The 14,030-nt window shown below is 46.0% G+C and carries 13 protein-coding genes and 6 tRNA genes; 18 read left to right on the top strand and 1 reads right to left on the bottom strand.

Annotated features, from left to right (window positions below):
* The first annotated feature begins 85 nt into the window (after window positions 1-85).
* Complete coding sequence (locus ACFQ88_RS19280; RefSeq protein ID WP_379455516.1) at window positions 86-685, top strand: TetR/AcrR family transcriptional regulator; 600 nt, start codon at window positions 86-88, stop codon at window positions 683-685.
* 139 nt (window positions 686-824) lie between these two features.
* On the opposite strand, the gene ACFQ88_RS19285 is transcribed toward ACFQ88_RS19280, so the two are convergent.
* Complete coding sequence (locus ACFQ88_RS19285; protein ID WP_379455518.1) at window positions 825-1,466, bottom strand: NAD(P)H-dependent oxidoreductase; 642 nt, start codon at window positions 1,464-1,466, stop codon at window positions 825-827.
* Window positions 1,467-1,649: 183 nt separating this feature from the next.
* On the opposite strand from ACFQ88_RS19285, the gene ACFQ88_RS19290 reads away from it, so the two are divergent.
* The 17 genes from ACFQ88_RS19290 to ACFQ88_RS19370 all read left to right on the top strand — a co-directional run bounded on the left by ACFQ88_RS19290 (window position 1,650) and on the right by ACFQ88_RS19370 (window position 13,970).
* On the top strand, window positions 1,650-2,531 hold the full coding sequence (locus tag ACFQ88_RS19290; protein WP_379455520.1) for a sigma-70 family RNA polymerase sigma factor: 882 nt from the start codon (window positions 1,650-1,652) through the stop codon (window positions 2,529-2,531).
* Window positions 2,532-2,771: 240 nt separating this feature from the next.
* Complete coding sequence (locus ACFQ88_RS19295) at window positions 2,772-3,710, top strand: hypothetical protein (protein ID WP_379455522.1); 939 nt, start codon at window positions 2,772-2,774, stop codon at window positions 3,708-3,710.
* 184 nt (window positions 3,711-3,894) lie between these two features.
* Window positions 3,895-4,740 (top strand): STM4015 family protein, encoded by an 846-nt coding sequence (locus ACFQ88_RS19300; protein WP_379455524.1) that lies wholly within the window; start codon window positions 3,895-3,897, stop codon window positions 4,738-4,740.
* Window positions 4,741-4,742: 2 nt separating this feature from the next.
* Complete coding sequence (locus tag ACFQ88_RS19305) at window positions 4,743-5,960, top strand: STM4014 family protein (protein ID WP_379455526.1); 1,218 nt, start codon at window positions 4,743-4,745, stop codon at window positions 5,958-5,960.
* Window positions 5,961-5,980: 20 nt separating this feature from the next.
* The gene (locus ACFQ88_RS19310; protein WP_379455528.1) at window positions 5,981-6,766 is read left to right on the top strand and encodes an STM4013/SEN3800 family hydrolase; all 786 of its coding nucleotides are present in this window, start codon (window positions 5,981-5,983) and stop codon (window positions 6,764-6,766) included.
* A 20-nt stretch (window positions 6,767-6,786) separates the two neighbouring features.
* Complete coding sequence (locus ACFQ88_RS19315; RefSeq protein WP_379455530.1) at window positions 6,787-8,163, top strand: STM4012 family radical SAM protein; 1,377 nt, start codon at window positions 6,787-6,789, stop codon at window positions 8,161-8,163.
* On the top strand, window positions 8,160-9,014 hold the full coding sequence (locus ACFQ88_RS19320) for an STM4011 family radical SAM protein (protein WP_379455532.1): 855 nt from the start codon (window positions 8,160-8,162) through the stop codon (window positions 9,012-9,014). Before ACFQ88_RS19315 ends, ACFQ88_RS19320 begins: the two co-directional genes overlap by 4 nt.
* Window positions 9,015-9,032: 18 nt before the next feature.
* Complete coding sequence (gene cysC / locus ACFQ88_RS19325; protein ID WP_379455534.1) at window positions 9,033-9,557, top strand: adenylyl-sulfate kinase; 525 nt, start codon at window positions 9,033-9,035, stop codon at window positions 9,555-9,557.
* Window positions 9,558-9,633: 76 nt separating this feature from the next.
* Window positions 9,634-10,269, top strand: a complete 636-nt coding sequence (locus tag ACFQ88_RS19330) for a pentapeptide repeat-containing protein (protein ID WP_379455536.1) — start codon at window positions 9,634-9,636, stop codon at window positions 10,267-10,269.
* A gap of 985 nt (window positions 10,270-11,254) precedes the next feature.
* Window positions 11,255-11,332 (top strand) — tRNA-Glu (locus ACFQ88_RS19335).
* Between the two features lie 3 nt (window positions 11,333-11,335).
* Window positions 11,336-11,406: transfer RNA gene (locus ACFQ88_RS19340), tRNA-Gly, on the top strand.
* 144 nt (window positions 11,407-11,550) lie between these two features.
* Window positions 11,551-11,626 (top strand) — tRNA-Lys (locus ACFQ88_RS19345).
* A 26-nt stretch (window positions 11,627-11,652) separates the two neighbouring features.
* Window positions 11,653-11,726, top strand: a tRNA-Glu gene (locus tag ACFQ88_RS19350).
* A gap of 4 nt (window positions 11,727-11,730) precedes the next feature.
* Window positions 11,731-11,807: transfer RNA gene (locus ACFQ88_RS19355), tRNA-Asp, on the top strand.
* A gap of 4 nt (window positions 11,808-11,811) precedes the next feature.
* Window positions 11,812-11,885: transfer RNA gene (locus tag ACFQ88_RS19360), tRNA-Ile, on the top strand.
* Window positions 11,886-12,106: 221 nt separating this feature from the next.
* A complete protein-coding gene (locus tag ACFQ88_RS19365; protein WP_379455538.1) occupies window positions 12,107-12,685 on the top strand; it encodes a ribonuclease H-like YkuK family protein in 579 nt (192 codons plus the stop codon).
* A gap of 394 nt (window positions 12,686-13,079) precedes the next feature.
* A complete protein-coding gene (locus ACFQ88_RS19370; protein WP_379455540.1) occupies window positions 13,080-13,970 on the top strand; it encodes a phosphotransferase family protein in 891 nt (296 codons plus the stop codon).
* Window positions 13,971-14,030: the final 60 nt, after the last annotated feature.

Here is a 14,030-nt window from a genome sequence, read left to right on the forward strand (position 1 = left end):
GAATCGGCTGCATTGACTTAACAAGGCACTTGGTGTATTCTAATTAGAATGAACGTTCGATTTAACGTGAGGAAGGAGGAGTCGAATGTTTGAAAGATACAACAAGGTGCAGCGATCCGTCCTCGAAACGACACTGAACATCATCATTAGGAAGGAACTGCAGGCTACCTCCATGTCGCTAATCGCCAAGGAATCTGGAGTATCGACAGGAAGTATCTATCACTACTTTCAAAGCAAAGAAGATATTGTTAACGAGCTGTACAAAGCCGTTGTCACGTTTAATGGAGAATATGTGCGTGAAGGTTTATTGCAGGGTACGACGATTCGTGAAAAGTTCGAACTGGGTTGGAGCCGAGTTGTCGACTTGGGTAAACAATACCCGCAGGGCTTTCAATTTATTGAGCAATATTCCTTCTCACCTTACATTTATGACGAAGTGAAGCAAGAAGTCTACACAGGCGGCTGGTGCGGGCCTATGAACCAATTGTACGAGGAAGCGATTCAGCAGAAGCTCTTTATCTCATTGAATCCGAAAATGATGGTTCAGATGCATTATGGGCAATTTGTTTACTTGCTGAAAGCCGAGCTACACGGTATCTACGAATTAACCCGCGAGAGCGTTGCTGAAGCAATCCGTTCCTGTTGGAATGCTGTGCGCCAAATGGATGATACAGTGATGAAATAAACGAAGCCAGTGTAATGTCGCTCTGTTTCAATTAACATTTACTCCAATAGCGAAACGGAACACTAGTTCTAGAACGAAAAATGAAAAAAGGCAGTGGCATATTCCGTTGCCTTTTTCAATCTAGTGACAATACAAAGTCTTAGAACGCTACAGCAGCCTCACGTGCGCGTTGGAGAGCCCTCTCTACAATTACGGATGCTTGGTCATCAGCCGCGGCCATACCTTCTACAAAGATGCCTTCGAAGCTAGGAACCCCAAGAAAATCCATTATGTTAGCCAAATGGCGATGTCCCATCTCCAATTCAGCATCAGCTGATCCAGGAGATAAGATGCTTCCGCTTGCTTGAATGTGAACCGCCTTTTTAGTATTCAACAAGCCGACCCGTCCTTGACCGGGAATATATCGAAATGTCTTTCCGGCAACGCAGATGGCATCAATATATGTTTTCATAACGGGCGGATAGGAATAGTTCCATACCGGACTTACAAATACATATTTATCCGCGGCAACAAATTGGTCTACCAGCTCATTGAGACGACTTACTTTTGATCTCTCGGCAGCAGTCAATGTATCGAAAGTATTGCCTGCCCCCAGCTTGGACCAACCGCTAAAAACGTCAGCGTCAAGCTGCGGAATATCCATTTGATACAGATCAAGATGGATCACTTCATCATTAGGATTTGAAGAACGGTAAGACTGTACGAACTCTCTGCCTACGGCCATGCTTTGAGAAATGTTATGATCATGCGGATGTGCCGTGATGAATAATACGGTTGTCATATTGAAATTACCACCTTCGATTTATTGGCTTTCACTTCAATGACGAATCGAAGCTTATGGTATGTGACAAGTTAGCAACTATAGCAGTGATTTTCAATGAAATTTTTGTGGTCTGTCACATCATGTAGTTTTCATCCGTCAATATTATAGGACCCCTAATATAAAGGTGAAGGAATAGGAATAATGAGCGAACTTGAATGGATGGCGGAGCAATTCGAAACACACCGGAGTCACTTGTTGGCGGTTGCTTATAGAATGCTAGGATCGTTGGGTGAAGCGGAGGACACCGTACAGGAGACTTGGCTGCGGTATAGCCGGGCGGATACTAGCGATGTCCAGAATTTGGGTGGATGGCTCACCACCGTAATCTCACGGTTATGCCTGGATATGCTGCGCTCACGTAAATCAAGACGTGAGGAATCGCTTGAATCCCACATGCCCGATATGTATGAGAGCTATAAGGATAAGTGCGACCCTGAGCATGAAGCACTGTTGGCCGATTCAGTGGGTTATGCGCTGCTTGTAGTGCTCGACAAATTGAACCCGTCGGAACGTGTAGCCTTTGTTCTCCATGATATATTTGCCCTGACGTTTACAGAAATCGCCCCCGTCGTTGGAAAGTCCGAGGCCGCAACCAGACAACTAGCGAGCCGGGCACGCCGCAGGGTACAGGGGACTGAGACGGCGCCTGAAGGTGATTTGGTGCGTCAGCGGAAGCTTATTGAGGCTTTTCTGGCTGCCGCGCGCGCAGGCGATTTCGAGAAGCTGATTGCTGTGCTCGATCCGGATGTGGAGCTTCGTGATGATCGCCGTGCAGGAGCGTTGGCTGTAACTCGAGGCGCAAGAGCTCTTGCCGAGCAAGTGTCGGGACGTATACAAGCGGCTGCACAGATCGCACTGGTGAACGGATCCATTGGTGTCATAGCAGCTCCTCGCGGAAGGCTGCTTTATGTACTCAAATATACGATAAGGCAAGGGAAAATCGCCGAAGTCGACTTGATATCCGACCCAGCAGCTATCAGACGACTCGATCTGAAGGTGTTGGGCAGTGTTTGGAGGTACTGAACATGAACCGCTCTTATCCGTTTGACAGTTCAACTCCAAACAAAATTGGAACAGGGGCTATTCGGTCCGTATTTAGTGATAACCAATTGCTCGACGAAACCTACACGCCAACGATGCTTTCGGGAAACGCGAATCATGTATTTCATGTTGACCATAATCTAGACTCCGACTATAATATTCCACAAATCACCAACAAGTCGAACCTTTGCTTTCTCGAGGGTAAGAGAAGGAGTGAGTCTTTTGGAACCTGAATATTCAGCTGACCTTGAAAGGATACTGAAAAGACTTGAGAAGTCTGATTTGATAACACTCTTAACAGAACAATTATCAGGCAGCGATCTCAATACGCTTCTTTTGAAATTATTTAATGAAAAGGCTAAACAGTCCTCTCCAAATGACCTGCTTAAGAGATACACAGAAAATCGGTTTGTTCAACCGGCCAAGATAGAGCCAATTCAGCTAAAGCAGCTGGAAATGGATATTTTAAAAATAGCCGTGAATCAGGGTGTTTCCCCGCTCCAACTGTCACCTGTTGCCCCTTTGGGCTGTGCCTCTGCAGTAGGGACAGTTGATCAAAATAAGGTCATTTCCGCATTAAGGGGGACGGAAGTTGTTTCAGATGCGACGAATCTAATTGCTCTGCATATCGCAGATTTGATAAAATCCAACAAATGCTCAAGAGAGGATTTCTTGCGATTTTGCACTACTCATAGGCATGTGCGGGCACAGTATTTTGGTGATTCTCCAGGGTTACTCACTCACTTTCATTTATACTGTATGGTGTCATCCGGGGTTGACCAGGGTTCATACAGCTTTGAGAAACAATCATTGTGGGAGCATATAGAAGTATACCGAACGATCTTCAAGTCACTTTTCAATTCTAGTATCGAGGTTATTGTTAGTGAGTGGGACGGGTATAAAGACAGTGCTGGTTTGGTATCCAGAGTCGTGGAATACGGACATGGATTACAATTAGATGATGTGGTCATCAGCATAGGGAATCCCAAAAAAGAAAATCAATACTATAAGGGTCTGCAATTTACTATAAAGACCGTTATCGAGGATAGGGAGTATAACATCGGTGATGGAGGCTTTGTAGACTGGACACAAAAAATGCTCGGAACTAAGAAGGAGCGATTGTTAATCAGTGCGATTGGATTAGATAGATTACTAGTATAAACAATAATGGAGATCCCTGTTTAGGCCTTTACGGTACTTGGCAGGGGTCTTTTTTGCACTCTGTTCGCCCAGCGAGAATTCGGTTAATGGGACGCTTTTTAATTATTTGGCATATATTTGAAACGCGCGTCATTGGCTTTTATAATGGATGAAAGATCATTATTCATTATCAGGAGGTATTCCCATGTCCGAATGTAAACTATCTGTCGATTATGATCAATACGAGAATGGAGTCAAAATAGTAGAGTTAATAGAGGAGCTTGCAGCCAAGGAGGAGTGCTTGCAGGTAGAAAGTCTCATCATCGGAGACTGGGGCGGCGCTTACGAGAATGATTCCAGTGAAATTGTCGATGCGCTTGTTCGCTTGAAAGACCGCTTCCCGCAGCTGCGCAGCTTGTTTATCGGCGATATGTCCTATGAAGAATGCGAGGTCTCCTGGATTAATCAATCCAACCTGGGGCCGATACTGACAGCGTATCCCGAGCTTACATCCCTTACTATTAAAGGAAGCACGGGCCTCAGCCTTGATCCTGCTCACCATGATAAGCTGGAGGAGTTAACCATCATTTGCGGCGGCCTTGGAACAGACGTCATTACCAGCATTAGCGAAGGCAGCTTCAGGAGCCTGAAGAAGCTTGAGCTTTATCTTGGGGTTGAAGAGTATGGATTCGACGGAAGCCTTGAAGATGTACTCCCGCTGATCGAGCCCGGAAAATTCCCGCAGCTTACCTATCTTGGGCTCAAAGACAGTGAAATTCAAGATGAAATTGCTATTGCATTAGCCGATGCGCCTATTCTTGATCAACTACATACGCTGGACCTTTCCATGGGTACGTTGTCGGATAAGGGGGCCGAAGCACTTATCCAGAGCGAGAGGGTAAAGAAACTGGAGCTGCTTGATTTAAGCTATCATTACATGTCGGATGAAATGATGAATCGTTGGGAGCAATCAGGCCTCAACGTAAATATCAGCGATCAGCAGGATTCTGATGACGACGAGGATTATCGCTATCCTTCCTTGACGGAATAACGATGAAGTCGATGATTGTAATCGGCAATGCCGGTAATAGAAGAACTACCGGACTGCAAGCGGCAAGAGCGCGGCTGGGGTTGCCCCCGGCCCTTGTTTTGAATTATATCGATCTGCTGCAGGGAAAAGCATCCTTGAGCTCGATAGCACAGAGCCTGGACCGAACGATGGATGAACCGCCCTTGCTGCGGCTCGACGCACCAGGGGAGCATTTTGAAGTGGAGCGTGAGCTTATTGCACTTGGCGCTCCTGATACGGCAAGCCCTTCTATTGACGAGCGTTGGCATAGGTATAGCAAAAGCGTTGTTCAGCCTATTTCGGCAAGAACGGCACAAGGGTTGAAGGAAATCAAGGGCAAGCTGTATCATCCCTCCCAGTGGTTTCGAGGATATTGCAGACTGTTATCCCGATTGGACAGGGAGGCAGGAGAACTGTGGGATACGCCGCGATGGATGAATGCTCCTGAGGATATAGCCGCCATGTTCGATAAGAGGTTTACGCACCGGCTCCTATTATCATCCGGATTGCCGGTGCCAAGAAGATTAGCGCCGCCGGAAGCCATTCCGGATTACGATACGCTGCGAGATACGATGGCAAATGAACGAACATACCGTATATTTATTAAGCTAGCAGCCGGATCCGGCGCTTGCGGAGTCATTGCGTACCAAGTAAACCCCGCTACAGGCGCGGAATCAGCCGTGACTACAATAGGTGTGGAGAATTATCAATCCAGACCTCCGTTATTTTATAACGTAAAGAGGCTGGTGAACTATAAAGAACGGCAAGTCATACGCCAGATCATCAACTGGTTACTGGGGCATGGCGCTCATGTAGAGCAATGGATTCCGAAAGCGTCTTATCAGAATCGCACGTTCGATATCCGGCAGCTCGTCGTAGCAGGCAAGTCATGTCACAGTATTGCCAGGGTTAGCAGTACCCCTATAACGAATCTGCATCTGGACAGCGAGCGAATGAGCTTGGAGGAAATAGGTTTGACTCGCGAGCATCAAGATGTCGTGCGACAATGTGCCGAGCAAACGTTATCGGTATTTCCGCATTCTGCTGTTGCAGGCATAGATGTATTACTGAGCAGCGGATCCTATCGGCCATATATATTGGATGTCAATCCGTTCGGAGATTTGCTATATCATAGTCATTATGAAGGACATGACCCTTATGAGTGGGAAATGAGAATGGCTTCAGTCCCTTCGACTATCTAAAATGGAAAGGGATCACCACGATGTTTAACATGAATGAAATTGTAGGAAGTCATGATATTCTCATGATTACGCTGGATACGCTGCGCTATGACGCCGCCGTAATGGAGGAAGACAACTGCCCGAATTTGTGCGGCGGCAAACCTTGGGAATTGCGGCATACGCCGGGCAGCTTCACCTATGCGGCTCATCATGCTTTCTTTGGCGGATTTCTGCCAACTCCGGCGACGACAGAGAAGTCGGAGCATGTTCGATTGTTTCATTCGAAGAATACGGGATTAAAGACGCATCCGTATACATGGCAATTTGATTCAACGGATATCGTATCCGGCTTGCAGGCAGAGGGCTACCGTACGATCTGTATCGGCGGAGTCATCTTTTTCACAAAAAAAGTTCCGCTGGCCAAAGTGCTTCCCGGATATTTTCAGGAAAGCTATTGGCGGATGACCTTTGGGGTCACTAATCAACGCTCCACTGAGCATCAGGTGAATCATGCCATTAAGCTGCTGCACCAATCGGAGCAGACAGAGCGTATGTTTCTGTTTATGAATATTTCGGCGATTCATGGCCCGAATCATTATTTTGTGCCAGGAGCAAAGAAAGACTCGGTAGAGTCGCAGCGCGCGGCACTCCGTTATGTTGACGGTGAACTCGGTCGATTGTTTCAAGCATTCAGAGAACGGGAGCGTCCTGTCTTTTGTATGGCGTTCTCGGATCATGGCACCGCCTACGGTGAAGATGGCTACAACGGTCACAGGCTTGCGCATGAGGTCGTGTGGAACGTGCCGTATCGCGAATTTATTTTGTAAGGTGGGAGGAGAAGATCACCATGAGCCGTACGGTCTACCCTAATTACTCGGACATCATCCGGAATCCGAAGGCTCTGCGCAGCTGGAAGGACAGCTTAACAACAGAGCCTTACCGGTCTTATCTGTACTCTTATCCGCACAAAACCTCTTATCGAGAATTGGAGACGAAGCTGGCGCTTTCTGAGCTATGGGGCAAGGAGTTGGCAGAGACGTTCTTTTTATATATGCATATTCCGTTTTGCGGGGTTCGCTGCGGCTTTTGCAATTTGTTCACCCTGCCTGATAAGAGAGCCGATGTACATGCCGAGTACGTTGATGCTTTGGAAAGACAAGCTAAACAATGGGCTCCGTTCATTCGAAATAAGCCGGTTGCACGGTTTGCTATCGGCGGGGGAACGCCGACTTTGCTTGAACCAGTTCAGCTTGAACGTTTGTTTCATATTGCTGAACATGTGATTGGCATGGATCCTTCCAGCGTTTCCATCTCAGTAGAGACATCTCCCGAAACCGTTACCTCCGAGCGCCTCAGTATATTAAAAAACAGGCTGGTGGATCGGGTCAGCATGGGTATTCAAAGCTTTATTGAGACTGAAGCGGAAGCGATCTATCGCCCGCAAAAGCCGCAGGAAGTCGAAAGAGCTCTGGAGCAGCTCAAGCGGTACCAATTTCCGATCCTGAACTTGGATCTGATATACGGACTTCCCGGTCAAACCCTTGATTCATGGATGTATTCTTTGGATAAGGCGCTGTCTTATGAGCCGGAGGAGATATTTATTTATCCTCTGTACACGCGTGAGCATACGATTGTAAAGCCGGAGCAGATAAGGCGGAGCGGCGAGGACCAGAGAGTAAGATTCTATATTGCAGCGCGGGAACGTTTGCTTAAGCAAGGGTATACCCAGTACTCTATGCGCAGATTCGCCAAAGCGGAAGCGGGTTCGGAGAAACGGCTGCTTCCTTACGGCTGTCAGGAGGAAGGCATGATTGGGCTTGGCTGTGGTGCCAGATCTTACACACGAACGGTCCATTACTCCTCGCGGTACAGCGTAGGGCGTTCCGCTACTGCGAGCATCATTGCCGACTATGTAGCTGCGGCCGACTACACGCAGGCAGATTACGGCATTGTGTTGAGCAAGGATGACCAGCAGCGCCGCTTTATACTGAAAGCGTTGCTTCATACGGAAGGCTTGGCATTGAGCAGCTATTCGGATCGGTTCACAACGTCAGCACTTATCGATTATCCCGAATTGAATCTGCTTGTACATACGGATCTTGCTGTTATAGAGAATGAGGTACTGCGATTGACGGAAGAGGGGCTTATGTACTCCGACGCCATCGGAGATTGGTTCATCTCCCCGGATATACGTGCCCGCATGGAAAGCTGTGTGGTCTCATGAAGGTGACGATTTATTTCCGCGGAAGCATAAGCTCATGCAATTACGACTGCCCGTACTGTCCATTCAGCAAGAACACGGACAGTCAAGAGACATTAGCTAAGGATCGGCTGCAGGTGCAGACCTTTGTCGACTGGGTAAGGAAGCAAGCGGACCGCGGACATCAGCTGTCCGTGTTTTTTAACCCTTATGGTGAAGGACTTACACATCGTTGGTATAGGGAAGCTTTGGTTGAGCTGTCCCACATGCAGCATGTCGATAAAGTCGCGATTCAAACGAACTTATCCGCCAAGCTCGATTGGGCATGCGATTTGAATCCGGCGACTGCTGCATTCTGGGTAACCTACCATCCCGGACAGACGGAGGAAGAGCGGTTTTTACAGCAATGCCGCAAGCTCTACGTTCAGAAAATCCCTTTCAGTGTAGGCTGTGTCGGCGTCAAAAGCGCGTTCCACTCCATTTCTTCCATAAGGAAGGCATTGCCTAAAGATGTCTACATGTGGGTCAACGCATACAAAGATAGACCGGATTACTATTCTGCCGAGGATGAAGCGTTTTTGACCCAAATAGACCCGTATTTTGTTCTTAATGCGCTGGATTACGACAGTATGGGCAAGCCATGCCGAGCTGGGCAAACGGTATTTTATGTCCAGGGGGACGGGCGTGTAAAACGCTGCTATAAGGATCGTCAAGTGATTGGAAATCTGTATAAAGATGGCCTGGAACGATTATCGCAAGAACGTCCGTGCCGAATGAAGCAATGTGATTGCTATATAGGCTACATTCATATGGAGGGGCAACCGTTCGATCCTATTTACGGGGACCGCGTACTCGAACGGATCGCTATTTTATAGTAAAGGGAGAACAGAGTAATGAATGGGACGGCGGTTTGGTTAACAGGTCTTCCAAGCTCTGGAAAAACGACTACAGCATTAGCTTTGACCGCTGCGCTTCAGGAAAGAGGGTTTAGGGTCGAATGCTTGGACGGCGATGAGCTTAGACGAAAGGTAGGACAAGAGCTTGGGTTCAGCAAAGAAGATCGGATGGAGAATATTCGTCGCGCGGTCTATATTAGCAAGCTATTGAACCGCAATGGGATTACGACGGTCATCTCAATGATCGCACCCTACTTGGAAATGCGGGATTATGCGCGGGCTGAGCTGGAGTCCTACGTCGAAGTGTATGTGCATTGTCCATTGGACGAATGTGTACGCAGAGATGTGAAAGGCTTATACGCCAAAGCGAGAAAAGGTGAAATCACAGCATTTACCGGGATTTACGATATCTATGAACCTCCGGTAAGTCCGGAAATCACGATCCATACGCACACGAGCAGTGTGGACGCGAATGTGCGCCAGATTGTGGACTATGTAGTAAATGAACATCGCCATCTGTAAAGGCGATGTTTTTTCTCCATGGACCGGGAATGATATAAAGTGCTTGTCTAATCAACCAAGCTAGGATGGAGGCAATATGAATTTTAAAATGGAGCAGCCCAAAATTACCGTTGAGTTACTCGAATCAAGGTCTATTGACTCATTAGAATCCAGAGAAGAGCTTAGTAATGGGATTATTGAAAATATTACAATCGAACATCAGGAAGCAAATAGGGTTTCCTTGGAGAAAATGATCTTTAGAAATGTGACCATTACGGAGTCATCGTTGGAACAAGTCGAAATGACAGATGTTGTTTTCGAGAAATGTGATTTTTCTAATGTACAGTTTCCTTCTTCCTTCATTCACCGCACTGAATTTAGAAATTGTAAGCTTATTGGCACCAACTTTTCTCAAAGCAGGCTACAAAATGTCCGGTTTCTGAATTGTATGGGTGATTTTTCGAATTTTCGCATAGCCAACTTTAAGCAGGTGAGCTTTGAGGATTGTTCATTAATCAGCACAGACTTTTTTACTGCTAACTTTCAAAAAATAGCATTTGCCCGTTGCAATATGGATCAAGCTTATATGATTGGAACCAAGCTTAAGGGAGTCGATCTAAGCGATTGTAACTTCGAGGTATTAATTGTGGAGGCTAAGGATCTGGAGGGTTGTATTATTGCCGGTCATCAGGCTTCAACCTTCGTAGGGCTTTTGGGGGTAATAATTCGATAGGCTCTCAAGAATTTTATTGACACAGAAGATGCGGTTGTTTTAAGATGAGAAAAATTAAAGTACACGGAAAGGAGCGTGAGCGGGATGAAAAAGGCACTTTACCTATTAGGATATGAGAGCATTCAAAAGTGGAGCCTAACCGAGGGCAACCATTCAGTTTTCAATGCGCTAAAACCTTTTTCTTCGCCACGCGGCCTATTATCGATATCCGATCACCTCTGACAAAAATGGGGATCTGCAAGCAAATCACGTTTATTGCAAACGTATTTGGTTGGATACGGGAAGACCGCTCTGGAGAAGCGGTCTTTTTTGTTTTATCTACAAATGGAGGAAAAAAGAAAATATGTTAAAAAAGGGTTGACATTAAAAATTCCCCATGATAATATCATAATCAGTAAAGCGGTAAAACACTAAAGCGGTAATGCGAGAAAGTCTTTTGGTACTAAACCTACAAGGAAAGGAAGGGATAGGCAATGAGAAGCCAGTTATTCAACAATCCGTCTAAGCAGGACTATGAACAGCCAAATAAGTATCACGAGAACACAATTGATCATAAGCAAGTTTGGTGCGAGAGCAGCATTAAGGGGCAATTTAGCGATGTTCTTGAGGCCTATTTCCAACCAATCATCAGTAGCTTTTACGTACCATGTTTGAGCCTTTCCATCCTTAGAAGAGGAGGAATGGCGCTAACGTGACCATGAATCACGGACCGTTCCGAGTCTGAATCCGTGCATACATTGATATTGTGCGTAAAAGGCTACTTGCGACCTGGCAAGTGGTCCATTGGTGCTTGTCCTTTATGCTTGGGGCAGCGGCTTGAATGGAACCACGACGGGCTAAGCAGCCTTTTTTATACCCATGGATAGAACGTATGTTCTGTAGGAGGGGTAAGGCGTCCTGTTGGATGGAGAAGCTGGCTGACAGAGCAATCGTAAACTCATTATTCACAGGTTCTAATTCTGTTCAGCCCTTCCAATCATATTATGGCGCATTAGGCAAGTGGTCTAAGCCACAGGACTTTCAATCCTGCATTCGCTCGGTTCGAATCCGGCATGCGTCACCAAATGCGGAATTAGTTTAATGGTAGAACGGATGCATTCCAAGCATTCAGTATGGGTTCAATTCCTGTATTCCGCACACTAAAAGTACATATAAAAAGCGGTTCGCAGAGTGTGAGTCAGCCATGAGTTTGGGTTCTGATGGGTGGTTGAACGAAACACAAGCTGTAAAAAATCGGTGGGAGCTTAACCCGCTCCTAGCAAGGATTTACCGCGTCCACATGCTGGCGTAGCTCAATCGGTAGAGCAACTGACTTTTAATCAGTAGGTTGAAGGTTCGATCCCTTTCGCCGGCACCAAATATCTTCTACCACCATCAATATATGACGTAGTGGTGAAGCGGCATAACACACCTGTCTTTCGAACAGGGATACGCGGGTTCGAATCCCGTCTACGTCTTCACGGTTCCATAGTTCAGTTGGTTAGAACGCTGCGTTGTCAGCGCAGAGGTCAGGGGTTCAAATCCCCTTGGGACCGCCAATATGCTGTCGTAGCTCAGGAGGTTAGAGCGCTCGGCTGATAACCGGGAGGTCGGTGGTTCAAGTCCATTCGACAGCAGATTTTAAAGCTGATCAGTAAAAAGCGCGCTGGTTCCTATCCAGCCGGACTCATATCTTGTGCATGTGGGGAATAGATTTTTAAAAGCTGCATACCACACCATAGCCTGTGGCTTCAAGCTCCACCATGTTAGACACAATGCGTTGAATCAATTCCATCAAGGCCCGCCAAACAAACCAAAACGAAAGGAAGAAGCCAACCTTGCATTACAGGTGAATCCCATGAAAACAAAAAGACGACAATTCCCATTGATTCATGAAACGACATTCCGCAATACAACTGAACAGAACCTTGAGTTTGGAGACGTAATGGATCGGATTACGCGATTCATCGAAGGCGATTCAAGGGCAGTATATGATCTCGTGGTTACGACAGACGCTCAGACACATCCCGGCCATACGAAATTCGTAAGCTACATTGTGGTGTATCGAGTAGGACGAGGCGCTTGGTTATGCAGCCGGCAAGTGATAATTCCGAGAGAAATCTACTCTGTTCAAGAAAAATTGTCATTGGAAACGACCTTCAGCCAAGAAATTGCCGCTCAATTCGGTTATGCCGAACGTGAACGTCTCGAGAACATTATCTTACCGTATATCGATCAAGGGGCAGATATCCGCTTCATGGTAGATATTGACGGAGGAACCGGCGCTAAGAATAAGACGGCAGCTTATCTTTCGGAGATGGTTAGTCGAATTGAAGCAATGGGTTTAATCGCTAGGGTTAAACCAGAATCGGTAATGGTAAGTGTTGCTGACCGCGAAACGAAAAAGCCTTTTCGGTTACGAGCTGCTTCTTCTTAACAGGATATCTCCATTAAATTGACGAAGAAAGCCCGGGAAATCCCCAGGCTTTCTTCTATTTTTGCTCATGAGTCTTTGGTGAATCGATATTCCGTTGGAACTTATTTGCAATTTCTGCGTCTATAATAAAAACTGAAGATCAATGAATCATGTCTTAGAAAGGATTCTCTCATGGATACCCTCACTGGTTTCTTAATTTTAGGTGCTTTGTTTGGTATTTTTGTTGCTATTCAAAAACTTAATTCAAATGTTATTACACAAATTGATCAAAATGAGAAGATTACTGAGTTACTTAGTGAATTGAAGGAAAAGTAAACGGGATGTCGAAGCAAGATCCAGAACTTATTACAGCTGCGAAAAGCTGGATGAAGGTATTCATATGGAGGCACTGAATTTGGATAATCGGGATAAGCAATGGATTAAGCAGAAACTGGATATTGCGAGAGCGGAGCTAGGGGAGCTAGCTTTTCAGGAAGTTGAGTACATTACCAAAGGCTGCGAGAAAGACGTTCTGATTCTGGATAAAAAGACAGTTATTGCTTTCTTTCGTGATGGATTGCAGCTAGATCAATATCATATCCGACAGGAGCTAATTCGCAGATTAGCAGGGCAGACGGAGGCTATTTTGCCAGAATGCCTGTATCTTTCTCCGACCCAACATTTCGTGGTAGAAAAATACGTGCCGGGATATCGAATTACTCCTCAATATGTGGAACAACATTCGCAATATGCACAACAAATTGGGCGATCCGTTGGAAGTTTTTTGAAACAGCTTCATATGAAATCAGAGCGCAGACAGGCCTTGCCAAGCCGTTTTGAACAAGATGTTCGGAATGATATGAATGACGGGGTTAGGCTGCTGCAGGCCAAACTGTCACCATCAGAGATGGAACAAGTGAAGCATTTCCTGTGTGAATATTATGAAATTTCAGCTTCGGTTCCAACTTGCATTGTGCATGGAGATTTCCACTATGATAATATTCTATGGGACGAGAGAGCCGGTAGGCTCGGGATTATAGATTTTAGTGAAGCAGGAATGGAAGATCCGGCATTGGATTTTATGTATATGTTTTATTATCCTAGAGAATTCAGACACGCGGTATTTACGGAGTACGGTTCAGAAGATGCAACGCTCTATGAGAGAAGCCAAATGTATGACAGGATCTACGGATTATATGATATGATCGAAAACCTCCAGGGGAATCCGCGAAAACCACACTTTGAAAAAGGGTACACCAGATTTTTTTACAGATCGCAAGATTATAAACTGTTCAAACTTGTTTAGACTAACATAGTTGGAGAAAATATTGCGGGTGGAAATAAACAAACGAATACCGTGGTCTTG

Origin of the sequence: Paenibacillus sp. NPDC056579 (assembly GCF_042793215.1) — a bacterium.
In the GTDB taxonomy this organism is placed as follows: Bacteria; Bacillota; Bacilli; order Paenibacillales; family NBRC-103111; genus Paenibacillus_S.

Excerpts from the sequence above, each read along its gene's own strand:
- ACFQ88_RS19280 (WP_379455516.1), top strand. The coding sequence starts at position 86 with ATGTTTGAAAGATACAACAAGGTGCAGCGATCCGTCCTCGAAACGACA.
- ACFQ88_RS19315 (WP_379455530.1), top strand. The coding sequence starts at position 6,787 with ATGAGCCGTACGGTCTACCCTAATTACTCGGACATCATCCGGAATCCG.
- ACFQ88_RS19290 (WP_379455520.1), top strand. The coding sequence starts at position 1,650 with ATGAGCGAACTTGAATGGATGGCGGAGCAATTCGAAACACACCGGAGT.
- ACFQ88_RS19330 (WP_379455536.1), top strand. The coding sequence starts at position 9,634 with ATGAATTTTAAAATGGAGCAGCCCAAAATTACCGTTGAGTTACTCGAA.
- ACFQ88_RS19310 (WP_379455528.1), top strand. The coding sequence starts at position 5,981 with ATGTTTAACATGAATGAAATTGTAGGAAGTCATGATATTCTCATGATT.
- cysC (WP_379455534.1), top strand. The coding sequence starts at position 9,033 with ATGAATGGGACGGCGGTTTGGTTAACAGGTCTTCCAAGCTCTGGAAAA.
- ACFQ88_RS19305 (WP_379455526.1), top strand. The coding sequence starts at position 4,743 with ATGAAGTCGATGATTGTAATCGGCAATGCCGGTAATAGAAGAACTACC.
- ACFQ88_RS19320 (WP_379455532.1), top strand. The coding sequence starts at position 8,160 with ATGAAGGTGACGATTTATTTCCGCGGAAGCATAAGCTCATGCAATTAC.
- ACFQ88_RS19285 (WP_379455518.1), bottom strand. The coding sequence starts at position 1,466 with ATGACAACCGTATTATTCATCACGGCACATCCGCATGATCATAACATT.
- ACFQ88_RS19365 (WP_379455538.1), top strand. The coding sequence starts at position 12,107 with ATGAAAACAAAAAGACGACAATTCCCATTGATTCATGAAACGACATTC.
- ACFQ88_RS19300 (WP_379455524.1), top strand. The coding sequence starts at position 3,895 with ATGTCCGAATGTAAACTATCTGTCGATTATGATCAATACGAGAATGGA.